The sequence below is a fragment of the Legionella sp. PATHC032 genome, from assembly GCF_026191185.1.
Taxonomy (GTDB): Bacteria; Pseudomonadota; Gammaproteobacteria; order Legionellales; family Legionellaceae; genus Legionella.
Window position 1 is genome coordinate 2,779,120 of sequence record NZ_JAPHOV010000001.1, and the last position, 16,954, is coordinate 2,796,073.

Here is a 16,954-nt window from a genome sequence, read left to right on the forward strand (position 1 = left end):
GGATATGTAATTAGGGAATACCAAGTGCTCTGTCATTCCCAATGAACATTTGCATTAAAAAATAAATTTTTATCTGGGCTTTTTCGTAAGTTCTGTCCAAATCTGACAAGCGCTGAAAAGAATAACACTATATTGGATTTTCATATTCTTAAACACTAAAATGGCAAATCCAACTCGGAATCCAATCGCTGGATTTGTTTCTTAAACAAACCTTGAATTTGCTCCAGATGATCTTTATCTGTTGCCTCAAAGCGTGCAACCAAGCAGGGAGTCGTGTTTGATGCGCGTAACAAACCCCATCCATTCGGAAATTCAACACGTAAACCATCAATATTCAAAATCCTGCCCTCAGGAAAATCAGCCTGCTCACTAAAACGCTGAATAAAACGAAATTTTTCTTCGTCAGTAATCGCTATTTTTATTTCAGGAGTATTGACACTATTAGGGATCAGTTCAAATTGCTCACTGACAGTCAAATGGGAAGAGCTGATAATCTCCAATAACCTGCAAGCACTGTATAGAGCATCATCAAATCCATACCAGCGATCTTTAAAGAACAGATGCCCGCTCATCTCACCAGCCAAGATGGCTTGTTCTTTTTTCATCACAGCTTTCACAATCGAATGGCCAGTTGGACACATTCTGGCGACACCTCCCGCAGCCTTGATTTCTTTCTCCAAATGACTGGAACACTTCACATCAAAAACAACAGTAGCTCCCTGATTACGACTTAAAATCTCTCTTGAGTAAAACATCATTAAACGATCAGGCCAAATCACTTCACCTTTATCAGTCACCAAGCCTAGTCTGTCGGCATCTCCATCAAAGCCCAAACCAATATCAGCTTGATGATTTGCCACAGCTGCTTTTAAATCAACCAAATTGGCCTCTATGGAAGGGTCAGGGTGGTGATTGGGAAATCGACCATCGACTTCACAATACAGTGGAATGACTTCACAACCTAATTTCGCAATAACTTTGGGAATAATTGGGCCCGCCACACCATTTCCGCAATCAACAACTACTTTCAAGGGGCGTTTCAATTGAATATCGCTCACGATACGCTGAATATAATGTTCTATCACATCAAAAGTCGTTTCTTTGCCACAAACAGCTGCCTGTTTAACTTCACCAAGCAAAGAATAAAGTGTATCTATTTCATCTTGAATTAGTGTTTTTCCAGCTAATACTAACTTGATACCATTATAATCAGCAGGATTATGACTTCCGGTAACCATCAATCCAGAATCAGTCCCTTGAGTATGGGTAGCATAATACATGACGGGCGTAGCCACAGCGCCAAGATCAAGGACATCTATTCCTCCATCTAATAAACCATTCTTTAGTGCCATAGCCAATGCGTAACTGGTCAGACGTCCATCACGAGCTACAAATATTTGTCGACGATTTAATTTCTGTAAATAACACGCAATGGCCAAGCCAATGCTATAAAAAGAATCCTCATCCAATTCTTTACCGATAATCCCCCTGATGTCATAGGCGCGGAAGACCGAACGAGGGATTTGCTTTTGTTGATGGCTCATTTAATATCTCCCAGAACTGCCGAAACCACCTTCCCCTCTGGAGCTTTCTGTAAATTGATTGACTACTTCAAAAGAAGCCTGCACAACTGGAATAAAAACTAATTGAGCAATTCGATCACCGGGATTAACAGTAAAATGTTCCTGGCCCCTGTTCCAACAAGAAATTTTTAATTCTCCCTGATAATCCGAGTCAATCAGTCCTACAAGGTTTCCTAAAACAATACCATTTTTATGGCCTAAACCAGATCTTGGCAAAATCACTGCTGCCAACTTTGGATCGGCAATGTAAATAGAAATGCCGGTAGGCAGCAATACTGTTTGCTGAGGCGCTACTTGCATAGGCTCTGAGATACAAACCCTTAAATCCAGACCAGCAGACCCATCAGTGGCATAGGCGGGCAATGGAATGGTATCACCTATCCTTGAATCCAGAATTTTTAACTGAATAACTTGATGCATAATAATTCTCAATCGTTTTATTGCGCCTAATTTTGCAGACTTGCAGCAAGGATTGCAATAATTTGGCCCGCCAGGCGTGTTTTATGGGTTAATGGCAGCTCTATTTGTTTCTTTTTTGTAATCACGGTTACTTGATTTACATCACTATCGAACCCCATTCCCTTACCTACCTGATTGGCGACGATCATATCCAGTTTTTTATTTTTCATTTTTTCTTTTGCATAGGAAACGACATCCGTTGTTTCAGCTGCAAACCCAACAACAAAGGAAGCTTTACCACTTTTAGCCACTTCAGAAAGAATATCGATATTTCTAACAAGCTTAAGTGTTAATTCAGAATTTTCATTTTTTTTCATTTTTTCCGAGGCAGGATTCAACACTCTATAATCTGATACCGCTGCTGTTCCAATAAATAAATCTCCTTGTTGTAAATGCCTGTTCACCTCTTCTAACATAGATTGCGCAGATTCAACTCTTATTAGCTCGATATCCGAAAACGTTTGTAAACTACAGGGGCCACTAATTAATGTCACTTGTGCCCCTGCCATAACAGCGGCTTCTGCCATTGCAAACCCCATCTTTCCCGAGCTGTAATTGCTTAAATAACGAACTGGATCAATCGACTCACGGGTAGGGCCTGCAGTAATCACAATTCTTTTGCCATGCAATAATTGATTCACATCCAGTAAGCGCAAGGTACTCACAATTTGATCTGCCTCACTGACTCTTCCCAATCCATGTTCTCCACAAGCCTGAGAGCCTTCTTCAGGCCCGACAAAAAATACACCGCGTTCTTTTAGCAATTCGCAATTTGCCTTGGTTGCTGGATGTGCCCACATGCTTCTGTTCATAGCAGGACAAACAATAACTGGCGTCTCAGCAACAAGATATAATGTTGAAAGCAAATCATCAGCAATACCTTGAGCCATTTTAGCAAGACAATTTGCGGAGGCAGGAGCGATTAGCAAATAATCCGCCCATCTGGCCAATTCAATATGCCCCATAGCTCGCTCAGCTTGAGTATCGAATAAATCGCCCCTCACCTCATTGCCTGATAATGCCTGCATCAATAAAGGGTTAATGAACCGTTGTGCTGAATGAGTCATGACAACCCTCACATCGGCTCCTAAACGAGTCAATTCTCTAACCAGATAAGCAGATTTATAAGCAGCAATGCCGCCACAAACACCAAGTAGAATTTTTTTATTGATAAAATCTTGCATGGCTCGCCATTTTTGATAAGAATAATCCTGATCAAAGCACAAACTTCGCAATAAAGGAATATAAAAGGAATACAAAATGATGTTTGCCCAAACAGCGCAACAACTTGACTTGCGCGAAAAATTACTTACTAATGGAGTGCAAAGCCTCTCTGATATCGAACTGTTAGCTGTTTTTATCAGTTCCGGTAACAGTAAAAAATCTTGTTTGCAATTAGCCTATGAGCTCACTAAACACTTAGGAAATTTACGTAATATTCTCAATACTGATCTGCAAAGTTTTAAATCAATCCAGGGATTAGGAGAAGTTCGCTATGCGCAACTTCAGGCTGCGAAAGAAATATGTCATCGTAGTGATTTTATTCATCTGAAAAAAGAAATCCGGTTAACTAACACGCAACAAACTTATGCTTTTTTAAAAAAACGATTGCGAGACTATAAAAATGAAACCTTTGCCGCACTCTTTCTGGATAATCAACACCGAATCATTGCTTATGAAGAATTATTTTCAGGGACCATCAACACAGCAACAGTCCATCCCAGACCTATTGTAGAACGTGTACTGCAATTAAATGCTGCTGCTTTAATTCTGGCACATAATCATCCCTCGGGCTTGTCTGATGCAAGCCAGCAAGATTTAGCCATTACCGAACGCATTCGGGATGCTCTGGACCTAGTAGATGCCCGATTACTGGATCACATTGTCATTGGGGATAATGAAGTGTATTCCATTTTTGCTGAGAACAAATGGGTATGTAACTAGCTCCATCTCCTATCGCCTGATTTAATGGATTAAAAATGCTCCAACCTTTTATTACAGATTTTATAAAAAATCGTTCGTTGCAATTTATTTTTGCAATGGGATTAATTTCTGATATCACCGCAGCCGGGACGATAAAACACATAGTAGTTCTCTTTGGATTCCCCTATTTAAGCTCTGTTGTTCTTTATTGTCTAATGAACCGTAAAAAAGCAACTGTTAAAGCAAGAATCAGTGAGCAATACCGGCCAAAGCAGAAAAAAATTAGCAAATGAATTCTTAAGGTTTTCTTAAGGTTTAGTTAATGATTGGTGGTTATAATTGCACAAAGTGTTGTTTTAGGTCAGGGTGATCATGTTAATTTATCAAGGTAAAGAAATAGTTCGATTTAAAGAAAAAACGGGGGGTAAAAATAAAAGCGACGTCGATGGTTTTTACAAAGACAATGATGGCGGGAAATTTTTTATAAAAAAACCAAGCGACCCTCGTGAGCTATTCACGGAATTATTTGCCGGCTTGTTATTAAAAGAATTCATGAAGCGAGGATTGATTGATGAAAGCTATTTTCCATCATTGATTTGCGCGGATGTCATTCAATTTGAAGACAAGTCCTATGGCCTGATCCAACCACTAGTTTCATTTGATGAATTACATAAAGTCATTGGAACGAGCTCTGGTGATGGCAAAGATCGTAATACAATAAAGGAAACCTTCTTTGGGCCAGGTTATTACGCTGGTATTACGAAACAAAATAAATATTTTGGCCTTTCTATGGCCCTTATGTTTTCTTTATTGTTGGGAGCCCATAGTGTACATAGTGGCAACATCGTTGTACTCAACGGAGAGGAAAAAGAAAAAAGCAAACAATTTGGCCGAATAGATTGGGGAGACGCATTCCGTTATTTCGCTCATCCTAACAATAATGACAATCTCCTTTATGCTTATGAAAACAGAGGCTGGTTTAATTATAAATCGCTAACCAAAGATTATTTCCTCAACTATAAGAAGATCAATGGACTCTTCCCTGCGATGGCTGAAAAAGCCCGACAATTGCAATCCAAACTCAATCCTAAATTGCTTATTGAAATAATAACCAGCGCACTCAAAAATATTCCAGCTGATCTGATAGAAGAAAAAACCAAAATCCAACTTGCCGCATACATGTGTATGGATTCATTTAAAGAGGCGACATTTGGCCCAGAGGGTAATTGCAAAGATTTTGCCATTGCCATGGCCACATTATTAGAAAATCGTTTAGGAAAAATTGCTGTTCTTAAAGATATGTCCCCGTTGAGCAATCCTGAAGCGCTGTATCAGAGTATTATGGAATTAAAACCCTTGACGCTTCTTATGACCTCTACAACCTCTTTTTCAGAAACCATAAATCAATGGACAGACATCTTAAAAACTTCAGACATTGAAAAATTTTCGTTTGATAGTACTCCAATTAACTTACTGGAATTAGTCAAACAATTTAATCTTTACGTTGATGAACTAGCCCTCACGTGTGAAGCCAATAATGTCTGGGCAAGAGAAAGAATAGACAGCACCCATAATCTATTTACCCCCTACGATAATAGTGGTGGTGAAGCGATCCACGGACATGCCTTTGTTCCTTACTACAAGGAAAGTGTTGTATTGCGCCGCCTATTTTTAGTCGAACCTAATACTTTAAACTTATCTCGTTTTGCTGCTTTTGAAGGACCATGTCAACTCTATTGCAAGGAACATAAAGACTCTGCCTGGGTTAAAATCCAAACCTTACTGACTTTAGGTAACGGAATTATTAATACGCTAAAAATAATCAAACAGGCTCAAGCATTCGGAGTAGATGAGGCAGTTACAGAGAATTTAAAAGCATTGAAAGAACAATTCATTGCTTTTCAACTTGCGGAAGCTGATGTAAAGGAATCATTAAAAGCAACTTCTTTTGTAGAGCCCTTGCCTAATAAGGAAAGTGAGTTTTTTTATCCCATTGATGAAAAAGCATTAGCTAAAATGAACGGATTTCAACTTGCAACGATTTGTCTGGAGGAGTTGAATGGCTCCCATCCGTCGCCTTTAATTGAAAGAATTCTCAGTAATAAAAAGTTTTGGAAACGTATTAACTCTGCTTTTGAAAGTGGCGTATTTAAAGGCCGCACCGACGATCCCGCCGGTAAAATCGCTAAAATCCGTGAATGGCGTCAATTATTACAGATTTCTGCTAAAAAAACTGCTGGGCAAATTGATGAGCTGCAAAAGATAGTCATTTCTCTTCAATCAAGAACTAAAAAACAAACGATTGAATTTGAGAAATTAGAAACGACTTTAATTAAAACAAAAGAAAAATATCTGATACTGGAGAAAATGGCTGAGCAAAGCGAACATGAGAAATCTTCCGCCCAATCCATTATTCGCTCTTTGAATTCAGAACTTAGTCAGCTTAAATTACAACTGCAAGAGCAAGAAAAATTACAGTCCCAGTTAAAAGAGCTCAAAGAAAAAATACAAGAACAAACGACTCTCGCCAAGCGATTAGGAGAGGAGTTACAACTGCAAAAGAAAAACAACTTACACCAGGAAGAAACAATTCAAAGAATTACCAAAGAAAAATCATTGGCTGATTCTTCCCTTGAATCGCTGCGAAAAGAACTGTATGAATTGACAAAAAAAGAAAATTCTCTTCATAAAACGCTCGAAGAAAAACAATTACAAATACAACTGTTAGAAGAGCAATTATCAGAGAAAGAAAAGGAAAATCTCTCTCTGAAAAAAACCATCAAACAAAGTCAGCATGAAAAATCTCTGGATAAATCTACTATTGAGTCTCTGACCTCAGAGCTTAATCAGCTTAAATTAGAACTGCAAAAACAAGAAACATTACAATTACAGTTAAAATCTTTAAGAGAACAAATTCAAGAACAAACATTACTTGTAGATGGATTGAAAGAAGAGTTACAAAAACAAAAGAAAAGCAACACACACCAGGAAGAAACCATTGAAAAAATCACTAAAGAAAAATCATTGGCTGCTTCTGCTCTTGAATTGCTTCGAAAAGAAATGCATGAATTAACTCGAAAAACCGAGGAAAATCAACTTAACTTGACAAAACAAGTCCATTCTCTTAGCGAGCAACTTGAAGGGAAACAATTACAAATCAGAGAATTTGAGCGGCAATTACACGAAAAAGAAAAAAGAATTGAGCAAAGTGAGAAAGAGAAAGCTTCTGCCAAACGAACTGTAGCTTCTCTTAGGGAGCAAGTAAATAATTTAAAATTGCAATTACAACAACTGGAAGAAGTCTTTCAGGAGAAAGAAAAAGGCTCCTCTTTGATAAGCCAGCAATCCAAACAAATTATGGTACTTCAAGAGCACATAGAGGAACAAAAAAGACAATTAGAAGAATTGAAAGTTAAAATTCAAGAACTTCTATCTGAAAATCAAGAAATTGGAAAGCAAAAATATAGTTTGGGCAAGGAGAATTTGCATAACAAAAATACAGTCGAAGATCTGAAGAAAAAATTGACTGAATTAAATATTCAATTGGAACAATTGCATCAATCTTCAAGTGAAAAAGAACAAACCATTAGAAAATTGAGAGAAGAGGTCATTAAAAAAGATTCTTCGCTTAAACAGAATGAGGAAATGCAATTAGCTCAAAAAAATCTGCAAGAGGAAATTGATCGTTTACAAAAAGAAATTAAACAACAACAATTAAATGTCAATCAATTACAGTCGGTCATTGCCCAGAGTAAGGAGGCTGAAAAGCGCTATCAGGAAGCTTTACAACAGAAAAAAGGAATTTACTTGGCACGAATGGAAAGAATGTCTCCTGTCTATTGGCAAATACAACAAATTGAAAAAAAGGCCAATGAATTAAAAGAAAGAAAGGAAACAGAAGCATCTACAGCGGCTAAGACACTCGCAACAAAACTTCGTTTAGAGATAAAAAATTATCTCGACAATAGTGAGTCTGATGAAAAAAGTGCCTTAAGCTCATTGAAAATAAATGCCAAACGGCATATTGAAAACTCGAAGGAAACGCTAAATCAACATCGCGAAGAATGGAAGTACCTGTTAGCCAATGTTACTTTAGGGGTATTCTTGCTTGGAATCGGTTATCTCGCCGCTATTTTGATTAACAAAGCAACTACTGGCAATTATACCTTTTTCAGCCAAACTAACAGTGGGAAAAAATTGGACGCTTTGGAAAAAGCGATTTCTTCCACTCACTCCGAAACATTAGTTTATGGATAATCTTCTCTTTTTGGCATAGGTTGGCTTAAATTCATCCTATGCCAAATAATAAAGACACTTGAGCATAATAAATTGGGCGCAGAGGCAAAGAATCGTTCCAATTGACAAACCAGCCATTCTCTTTTAACGGGTTAAATCAAATTGTGCCAAGGGAAAATAATTACTTCCTTCTTTATCAGGCTTGCTTTCAATTAAATAAAATTTATTAATGGGAACTGGTGTAATGAGAGGAAATTTCATTTGCAACAATTGTTGAAATTTTGGGCTGAAATTCACGACTCTACCTAAAGTCAAATGCCCTCTGAAAGGACGCTTTTCTACAGGATAATTTAAAGCACCTATCGCCTGACCAATCATTCGAGACAAATCCCTTAGTCTATCTTGTGGACCTACAGACAATGAAATAAGTCTTGGATTTTTGGAAGAAGGGAACCACTCTAAAACACCCAATTCTAAATCAAATTGCTTTATATGATTAAGTTCATTACTTACTCTTTCAATCAAGACCTGAATATGTTCTGTTTCCAGTCTCTGCAAAAATTGCAAGGTGATATGCAAATGGATTGGCTTTGTCCACCTTATGGAGTGACCTGGTGCCATTTGCCTCAATGGCTCCAGATTACTTGAGATATTGTCCTGTACCGATGGTGGTATTGAAATAGCAAAAAAAGCACGTATAGCATTCATAATATTCGTCGTCTATTGGAAAAATATTGCAATTCACAAAGTAAATTCGGAAAAAGAAGCGTTTTTTCAAAATTAATCATCAAGATCGCTGTTGTATTTCAACTTTTTGCTGCCTGTTAACAACACCCACTACTTTGTGCAGCATCTCTGCCAATAATTCCGTTATATCATCTATAGTAATAATACCAACAAGCACATGCTCATTATCGACAACAGGTAATCGACGAACTCCCTTTTCTTTCATAAGTTCTAATGAATCAATGAGGTTATCCTCTTCTCTTGCTACCAAAACGGAACGGGTAACTATGTCTTGAACTGCTAATTCTTCAGGATTAACATCCAAAGCCATGACTTCTACAACCAGATCTCTATCTGTAACAATTCCAATCGGAACCCGATGTCCTTTAAGCTCTTCGACTAAAACGATATCGCCAACATGATGAGTACGCATCAGTTCAGCAGCTTGTTTTACAGACTCATCACCATTCATCATTACCACATCCCTGTTACAGAACTCTCCAATTCGCATAATGGCCTCCAGGCAAGCTATTGAATCAATATCATCAAGTCAAATATTGTTACTTTTTGAATACATTAAGTAAGTATAACCCACCCTACTATAATTGTAAGATAGAGGATAAAAACAGGATCAATACCCATGTATGCCATGATTATGGAAAAGCCGGGATGTGCGTTGCAATATCAGGAAGTCAATAAACCAAATCCAAATGAAAATGAGCTTTTAATTAAAGTATCAGCTTGTGGGATATGTAGAACTGACTTGCATGTGGTCGATGGTGAATTGAAAAATCCCAAGATTCCTCTTATTCCAGGCCACCAAATTGTAGGAACTGTTGAACAGGTTGGAGCCGCTGCGAAGCAATTTGCGATTGGACAACGAGTTGGAGTCCCCTGGTTAGGTGGAAGTTGCGGGATCTGTAATTTTTGCACTTCTGGCCGGGAAAATTTATGTGATCAAGCCTGCTTTACCGGATATCAAATAGATGGAGGTTTCGCTGAGTTCTGTGTGGCAAATTACCATTTTTGCTTTCCTATTCCCGATGGGTACCCGGATCATCAGGCAGCACCATTATTTTGTGCCGGTTTAATCGGATATCGTGCCTTGCTAAAAGCTGGTAATGCCGCTCATTTAGGTCTATATGGATTTGGATCAGCAGCACATATACTGATTCAAGTAGCTTGCCAAAAAGGAATAAAAGTTTATGCGTTTACAAGTCCTGGTGATCAGAAATCTCAAAAATTTGCATACCGATTAGGTGCTGCATGGGCGGGGGATTCCACGCAATCACCACCTCATCCTCTCGATGCAGCAATCATTTTTGCACCCGTTGGCGCATTAGTACCTCAGGCTCTTCGCAATACCGTAAAAGGAGGCACTGTTGTTTGTGGTGGTATCCATATGTCAGATATTCCCAGCTTCCCTTATGAAATACTGTGGGGTGAACGCACTGTTTGTTCAATTGCCAACCTGACTCGCAAAGATGGGGAAGAGTTTCTATCCCTCGCCCCAAAAATTCCAGTTAAGACAAAAGTTCAAACCTATCCACTTACTGAAGTTAATCAAGCTCTGGATGATTTAAGGCATGGCAGGTATAGAGGAGCTGGGGTTATTGTTATGAAATAGAGCTATAATTATCCAAAGCTATTACAACAAACTAAAATCATTGGGGGAATGCTTGATTGTAAGGAATATTTAAACCATGAACACTCTAATGACCAATCTCGAACACCCTGTCCAAATTCCAAGTGGCCATTATTTTCTTAATGGATTGCTCTATATTCCTGATAACGCTCAAGGAATAGTATTGTTTGTTCATGGCAGTGGAAGCAGTCGATTTAGTGTCCGCAACCAATTTGTTGCGCAATCTTTGAATCAAGCCTGTCTGGCTACCTTACTGTTTGATTTATTAAGCCCAGATGAAGAAAACATCGATAATTACACTCGTGAATATCGCTTTAATATCCCCCTGCTTGCATCGCGTCTCGTAGAAACAACTCACTGGTGTCTTAATGAGCTTCAATCCTTCCGCTTGCCAATTGGTTATTTTGGCGCAAGCACAGGAGGAGGGGCTGCTTTGGTTGCAGCAGCTCAAATACCAGATAAAGTCAAAGCAATCGTATCCAGAGGCGGGCGTCCTGATTTGGCAAGAACGTATTTATCATCTGTTGTTGCTCCTACCCTGTTGATTGTAGGCGGATATGATGAGGTAGTGATTGAATTAAACCGACAAGCACTGACAAAACTTAACTGCGATAAACGGTTAGAAATAGTCCCTGGTGCAACTCATTTATTTGAAGAGCCTGGCGCTTTGAATGAAGTAGCTCGCCTCGCTCAAAATTGGTTTAAGCAATATTTACACATATCAAACAAAGACAAAATAAACCAAATTAAATCACTATGAAATTATTTTACAATAATTGAAAATTATTTACTCAGATACTATATTTACATTGATAAGCTGGTGAATATTACTTTAGGGGGTTAACAACTAACTGATACATCAATTTATGGAATAAGGAGGTGACATCATGGGCAGCTTAAGAAAACATCAACCAGGTAAAACAACTGATCTTCTGATGAGTCCATTTTTAAGACTTCAGCAAGAGGTCAATCATGCTATGAGTGACTTTTATAATTTATTTGACCCTCAAAGAAGTGCCAATCTTGAGCAATTCGAGCATATTTCTCTTAGTCCGTCTTTGGATATCGTTGAAGATAAAGATAATTTCAAAATAGAAGTAGAAATGCCTGGTCTGGGTGAAGAAGACATTAAAGTATCTTTTTGTGAAAACAGATTAACCATTGAAGGAGAAAAAACAACTTCTAAAAAAGATGAAAATAAAAATTATATCAGTCGTGAAATCAGCTACGGGCGATATGAACGCACCATTTCCTTACCTCTATCTGCGGATGTGGATAAAGCAACAGCCTCTTTTAAAAAAGGTATGTTATGGATCACAATACCTAAAAAAACTGAAGCTAAGGAAAATGTAAAAACAATTAAAATTGAAAAAGCAAAATAATTAATTCAGTCAGGGTCAGGCTCCAAAGCGATGGAGTCAGCCCCGTTCTTATTTTTTAGCCTTATTTTCCCAAATGGTAGTTAATAACATAAGAAGTATACCTATGAGAGCGCCTATTGCTGACCCAATACCCGGTGATTTTAAACTCCCTATGACAGCACCTAAAATAATTCCAATGGATATTTCAATACTAATCCATAATACGCCCATTAATACCTCGTGTATGTTATCGCGAGAAACTGTTTTAGGTAAATGAGGCTTTCTGTAAACATGAAAAGTGGTAATCAAACCAGTAATCGCCCCACCCAAAGCGGCCCCTATAACCACTCCAATAATTGCGCCCGCTACCATATTGAGATCAAAAATACCTATATTAAAACCAAATAACTGATTAGGACATTCCATACATATTTTGAACGAGCGACCAATGAATCCACCGGAAAATAGCCCGGCAGCACCACCACTTACCCCTCCAAATAGTGCCCCAATAACCACAGCAATGTAGGCATTAGGGTTATATATGATGCTCTTTATGGTCTTAATGATACTCATATTCAAACGACATTCTTGAGTTAGTTAATTAATCGAGTAGCATATCTCATCTTTCTTTTATGCCACAAGCTGTATCAAATGCTGAACATTGAATCAAAGCTCTAATATTGTAAAATTTGAATAAAATTGTTCATTATTAGCTTAAATGATCATGATTATAATAAAAAGATGAACTTACACACCTTTGCAAAACTCAAATTAAAAAATTAGTTTCATTGATCCTCATTCTTTTTATGATAATTTAATTGAAACAATCTCTCGAACTCTCAAATTACTATGAAATTTCCTTTTCAAATAATCGAATTAATGCATCCTGTTTCACCTGCTTCACCTGGCTGGAATTTGGGTTGTGGATTTACTCACAATAATTTTATTGATTATGAGGAATGTACAACGGAAATCAAATTCAGAGTTCAACAAATACACTCACCCTTAGGGATTGGAACCCATATGGATGCTCCGGCTCATTGTATTCCAGGAGCCGCCTCTATTACTGATCTCGATCTATACCGTAATTATCTGTTCACACGAAGTGTGCTGATTGATGTCAGCCATCAAGCGGATGAACATTATCAGATTAGCACACAGGATATTCTGGATTTCGAAGCAAGATACGGGGGGTTAAAAAAAAATATGTTTGTGCTTTTTTATACTGGATGGGACAAATATTGGACCAATCCTGACAAATATCGCAATAAGTTGATTTTTCCGAGTATTAGTGTTGAGGCAGCCCAACTATTGCTTGAAAGGAATATTGCCGGCATTGGGATAGACACACTTTCTCCCGATACTGCAGACTCAGGTTATCCTGTGCATCAACTGTTATTACAAGCAGGTAAATACATTATTGAAAACGTTGCCAATGCGAATTCCCTGCCACCTATTGGCGCCTGGACTCTTGCTTTACCATGGAAAATAATCAATGCAACTGAATCACCAGTCCAGTTGATTGGACTGGTATGATAATTTATAGTTCATTGATTAATACTAATTATCACAGTATGTTATCTGCTTTTAATTAACCCTTATATTGAAAAATTGCCAGGAGTCAGATAAGTCCACTTCTTCGGGATAGAGTTCCCCTCTATTTTTTAAGGGGGTCCAATCCGTGTAATAACCACCGACTTTTCCAAGATACGGTTTGGCAATATCAATAATATATTGGTGATCAACTTCCTCTGGTTCTACAATACCCTCATCAGGATGCTCTATTGCCCAGATTATCCCTGAAATCATACTGGCAACAACTTGTAAACTGGTTGCATTATTATAGGGAGCAATTTGCCTTGCTTCCTGGATAGAAAGGGTTGAACCATACCAATATGCCCCTTTTTTATTACCCATCAACAACACACCCAACTCATCACATCCATCAATGATCTCGTTTAAAATCAAGCGGTTCTTGTTTTGTGGTTTCCATTCATTGCTTTTTAATTCGAAAATGGAGAGTCTGGCATCTGGACAAGGATTATAGGCATAGTGCACTGTTGGCCTATACAATAATTCAGATCCATTTTTTAATGTTAAAAAATTGGTAAGTGAAATAGTTTCTGCATGAGTAATCAAAAACCCGTGGAAGGCACCTAATGTTGGCGTCCATGAACGAACCATGACACTGGCACTAGGACGAGACAGATAGATCGCGCATTGAGGTCCATTACTATGAGAATAAGCATCATGAGGCCAATGAGCCTCATGAGTACCCCACCCGATTTCAGCGGGTTGCAGCCCCTCCAAAATCAGGCCGTTAGCAGACCAGGTATTAACAAATTCACCTGGTAATTTTGGAGGATAGGTCACTTGAGAGTCTTGTTCTGCAACGTGAATTACTTTAATTCCCAAAATCATGGCTAGATTAGCCCATTCTGCTGCTTTTTGAGGCCTGTTAATGATAAGACCATTATCCTTTGCAATATTCAACAAGGCCTCTTTAATAAAATGGGAAACGAGCCCTGGATTGGCTCCGTGAGTAATTAAAGCTGTTTTTCGAGTGTTACCCTTTAAGCGAAGTACTTCTTCTCGCAAAGAATAATTGGTTCGGCGATTAAGGGCCAGCTTCTCCATGACAAATTCTTCTTTCCATGGCTCAGTTGCTGCATTGATATACAATGCCCCTTTTTGATTACATAGTGTGATCAAAGCAAGACTTGATATGCCGATTGACACATCAATTAAAAAATCGTTTTCTCCCAAAATATTACCAATCACTTCAAGATAATTTTGGGGAGTAATCTGTTGTAACTTGAATGAAACCCCGTATTTTTGAGCAACCTCGACTCTTACCCCTTCATCGGCAATGATTGTCACTTGTGATGGTTTGAGATCAAACTTCTCAAAGATTAAAGGCATTAATGCCTGACCAACGCATCCAAACCCTAATAAAACAAAACGATTTTTAAACAAGATTTTTTTTGTATTATGATTCTTATCCATGATGAATCCTTAACTTCCCGGCCCAGTTTAATTTGAATTTTCAATAATCAACAACTATTTAACAATGATCATACCCAACAGACAGCAAAAATTTTCATCTGGCATACTAATATTGTAGTAGCTATGTTGGATTCAGACAGCCTGTTGAGTAAAAAATTAGAAATATCAATTCCCTACTTGATTTTTAAAGTATGTACTAAAATTGCATCCTGCCACTCTATTCCTGGCTTTGAATAAATCAATTAAAATGGAAGCCAGAATTCTACTGGAAAATCACATGATCCATATTGCACTTTATCAACCAGAAATTCCACCGAACACAGGCAATATTATTCGACTCTGCGCCAATAGTGGAGCTCAATTACATTTGATCCATCCATTAGGCTTTACTTTGGAAAATAAACAAATGCGACGGGCCGGTCTTGATTATCATCAATGGGCTTCCATATTGCATTATGAGAATTGGCAAACCTTCCTGCAGTCTCATTCTCAACGACGATTATTTTGCTGTAGCGCAAAAGGAAAAGTGAAGTATAGTGACATCGAGTATAAAGCTGATGACATGTTATTATTTGGCCCCGAATCTTGTGGTTTACCTGAACAAATACTGAACCAATATTCAACAATACAGATTCCCATGAGAGAAAATAATCGTAGCCTCAACTTATCAAATGCTGTAGCAATCATACTGTACGAAGCATGGAGACAAATGGATTTCAGCATATAAGCATAAACGTGGTAATACGCCTGAGAGCGATTGCGGCGATGAAAGAGACTGCTTATGCAAGGTAAACGGAACTTTCCAAAAAACCAAGTTGGAGGTAAAAATGTTTTTAATAAGGGCGCTAATATAAACTAAATGACTGAATTAAAAATATTTTTTAACAAAGAGATTGGGAGGATTCGTAAATCCTTATAAAGGTGAAACTCCAGCATCCTCAATGACTTCTTCATAAATTAAAACCAGCGCAGCACCTTGATGGACTTCCAGGCTAATTTCAGATGTTTGAGTTCGATTGAAACAGGAATTTTTTCCGGGAAAAGAAAGAGGCGAGCGCTTTAACTCCCATTTCAGACCATCAGAAGAAAGAACCGCTTCCGGAATCCCTATCAAGGAGATTTTAGTCTGGACAGGTAATATGAAATTAATCTTTAAATTTTCATTAACGACAAAACCTTTGATAGGAGGCGAGTACAAAAGACAGTTTGTTTCCATAAAAATGTTGATGTTATTCAGAATATGATCCAGGTATCCTCCATTTATCCCCACAACGATAGCCGGCAATAGATCATGAGTTTTTAAATAGTGCATGGCCTTTTGATAATCCGTACTCCCTTGATCTGGTATATGAAGAAAAGAATGGTTTTCCAACAAAGCAGGCTGAATAGAGTCCAAATCTCCAGTAATTAAATCAGGAAAGACACCAAGATTACATAACTCATTAGCGGCACCATCAGCAGCAATGACCGGCAGCTTTTTATTATGAAAAAAGTGGGGATCTGGCAAATCACCATTAAGACATAAAATAGAACGATAGTTTTTAAAATTAATAACATCGAGCATCATAACGTCTTTTTAATAAAATCAGTAGAAGGCTCACTATCAAACCCACTATATTGGAACTCGTTACAAAAAATGAGTTTGTGTTGCTTCCATAAATAATCCAGGCCAGAGAACAAATGAGATAATTCACTAACATCATCATGGAAAGGTCTTGTGTTGATTTGGTTTTTAAGGATTTAACGATTTGCGGTAAAAGTCCAATAAACGAGGTAATAAAAGCAACTATTCCAGAAAAAATAACAATTGACACATTTTCCTCCGCTCAGACTAATGAGATCAGGTTCAAAGGGTTGGGCGATCCTCTCAGCCAACTGATCAATTGGCACCCCTAATGTTGAACTTTTATTTTATCACGAAATAGACAGACCGCAATTTAATCGCTACAAAATATCTCTTTATGATTGAGATGATAGTGAAAATTACAAAGCAATCCTTTCTTTTTTCATCTGTT

General features: G+C 37.9%; 17 protein-coding genes and 1 riboswitch. Of the genes, 8 read left to right on the plus strand and 9 right to left on the minus strand.

Annotated elements, in window-relative coordinates:
• Positions 1-155: 155 nt before the first annotated feature.
• From OQJ02_RS12395 to coaBC, 3 genes are read right to left on the minus strand one after another with little or no spacing between them, the layout of a single operon-like run.
• Positions 156-1,544 carry a phosphomannomutase/phosphoglucomutase gene (locus OQJ02_RS12395; RefSeq protein WP_265719320.1) on the minus strand — a complete coding sequence of 463 codons (1,389 nt, stop codon included), beginning with the start codon at positions 1,542-1,544 and terminating at the stop codon, positions 156-158.
• Positions 1,545-2,003 carry a dUTP diphosphatase gene (gene dut / locus OQJ02_RS12400; protein WP_265719321.1) on the minus strand — a complete coding sequence of 153 codons (459 nt, stop codon included), beginning with the start codon at positions 2,001-2,003 and terminating at the stop codon, positions 1,545-1,547.
• Positions 2,004-2,029: 26 nt separating this feature from the next.
• The gene (gene coaBC / locus OQJ02_RS12405) at positions 2,030-3,226 is read right to left on the minus strand and encodes a bifunctional phosphopantothenoylcysteine decarboxylase/phosphopantothenate--cysteine ligase CoaBC (protein WP_265719322.1); all 1,197 of its coding nucleotides are present in this window, start codon (positions 3,224-3,226) and stop codon (positions 2,030-2,032) included.
• A gap of 76 nt (positions 3,227-3,302) precedes the next feature.
• On the opposite strand from coaBC, the gene radC reads away from it, so the two are divergent.
• The 3 genes from radC (at position 3,303) to OQJ02_RS12420 (ending at position 8,222) form a co-directional block, all read left to right on the plus strand.
• Positions 3,303-3,986, plus strand: coding sequence for a RadC family protein (gene radC / locus OQJ02_RS12410; protein ID WP_265719323.1), 684 nt, complete (start codon positions 3,303-3,305; stop codon positions 3,984-3,986).
• Positions 3,987-4,021: 35 nt separating this feature from the next.
• The gene (locus OQJ02_RS12415) at positions 4,022-4,258 is read left to right on the plus strand and encodes a hypothetical protein (protein WP_265719324.1); all 237 of its coding nucleotides are present in this window, start codon (positions 4,022-4,024) and stop codon (positions 4,256-4,258) included.
• Positions 4,259-4,337: 79 nt separating this feature from the next.
• A complete protein-coding gene (locus OQJ02_RS12420; RefSeq protein WP_265719325.1) occupies positions 4,338-8,222 on the plus strand; it encodes a LepB GTPase-activating domain-containing protein in 3,885 nt (1,294 codons plus the stop codon).
• Between the two features lie 123 nt (positions 8,223-8,345).
• Here OQJ02_RS12420 and thpR read toward each other — a convergent pair whose 3' ends face one another.
• Together thpR and OQJ02_RS12430 are read right to left on the minus strand one after the other, a co-directional pair.
• Positions 8,346-8,909 (minus strand): RNA 2',3'-cyclic phosphodiesterase, encoded by a 564-nt coding sequence (gene thpR / locus OQJ02_RS12425; protein WP_265719326.1) that lies wholly within the window; start codon positions 8,907-8,909, stop codon positions 8,346-8,348.
• Positions 8,910-8,988: 79 nt separating this feature from the next.
• Positions 8,989-9,438 carry a CBS domain-containing protein gene (locus OQJ02_RS12430; RefSeq protein ID WP_265719327.1) on the minus strand — a complete coding sequence of 150 codons (450 nt, stop codon included), beginning with the start codon at positions 9,436-9,438 and terminating at the stop codon, positions 8,989-8,991.
• Between the two features lie 129 nt (positions 9,439-9,567).
• Between OQJ02_RS12430 and OQJ02_RS12435 the strand changes: the two genes are divergently transcribed.
• The 3 genes from OQJ02_RS12435 (at position 9,568) to OQJ02_RS12445 (ending at position 11,954) form a co-directional block, all read left to right on the plus strand.
• Entirely contained in the window at positions 9,568-10,554 is a 987-nt protein-coding gene (locus OQJ02_RS12435; RefSeq protein ID WP_265719328.1) for a zinc-dependent alcohol dehydrogenase family protein, read from the plus strand.
• 76 nt (positions 10,555-10,630) lie between these two features.
• Positions 10,631-11,332: a dienelactone hydrolase family protein gene (locus OQJ02_RS12440; RefSeq protein WP_265719329.1), complete on the plus strand. Its 702-nt coding sequence runs from the start codon at positions 10,631-10,633 to the stop codon at positions 11,330-11,332.
• A gap of 127 nt (positions 11,333-11,459) precedes the next feature.
• Entirely contained in the window at positions 11,460-11,954 is a 495-nt protein-coding gene (locus tag OQJ02_RS12445; protein ID WP_265719330.1) for an Hsp20/alpha crystallin family protein, read from the plus strand.
• 48 nt (positions 11,955-12,002) lie between these two features.
• Here the strand turns inward: OQJ02_RS12445 and OQJ02_RS12450 are convergent, their stop codons facing one another.
• Complete coding sequence (locus tag OQJ02_RS12450; RefSeq protein WP_265719331.1) at positions 12,003-12,506, minus strand: hypothetical protein; 504 nt, start codon at positions 12,504-12,506, stop codon at positions 12,003-12,005.
• Between the two features lie 276 nt (positions 12,507-12,782).
• Here OQJ02_RS12450 and OQJ02_RS12455 point away from each other — a divergent pair, with 276 nt between their 5' ends.
• A complete protein-coding gene (locus OQJ02_RS12455; protein WP_265719332.1) occupies positions 12,783-13,469 on the plus strand; it encodes a cyclase family protein in 687 nt (228 codons plus the stop codon).
• Positions 13,470-13,520: 51 nt separating this feature from the next.
• On the opposite strand, the gene OQJ02_RS12460 is transcribed toward OQJ02_RS12455, so the two are convergent.
• A complete protein-coding gene (locus tag OQJ02_RS12460) occupies positions 13,521-14,939 on the minus strand; it encodes a homospermidine synthase (RefSeq protein WP_265719333.1) in 1,419 nt (472 codons plus the stop codon).
• 277 nt (positions 14,940-15,216) lie between these two features.
• Here OQJ02_RS12460 and OQJ02_RS12465 point away from each other — a divergent pair, with 277 nt between their 5' ends.
• The gene (locus OQJ02_RS12465; protein ID WP_265719334.1) at positions 15,217-15,666 is read left to right on the plus strand and encodes a tRNA (cytidine(34)-2'-O)-methyltransferase; all 450 of its coding nucleotides are present in this window, start codon (positions 15,217-15,219) and stop codon (positions 15,664-15,666) included.
• A 186-nt stretch (positions 15,667-15,852) separates the two neighbouring features.
• Here the strand turns inward: OQJ02_RS12465 and OQJ02_RS12470 are convergent, their stop codons facing one another.
• Positions 15,853-16,503: a thiamine diphosphokinase gene (locus tag OQJ02_RS12470; protein ID WP_265719836.1), complete on the minus strand. Its 651-nt coding sequence runs from the start codon at positions 16,501-16,503 to the stop codon at positions 15,853-15,855.
• A complete protein-coding gene (locus tag OQJ02_RS12475; protein ID WP_265719335.1) occupies positions 16,487-16,753 on the minus strand; it encodes a SemiSWEET family sugar transporter in 267 nt (88 codons plus the stop codon). Before OQJ02_RS12475 ends, OQJ02_RS12470 begins: the two co-directional genes overlap by 17 nt.
• Positions 16,740-16,843, minus strand: a riboswitch (TPP riboswitch). Its footprint overlaps the gene before it by 14 nt.
• Between the last annotated feature and the right edge of the window lie 111 nt (positions 16,844-16,954).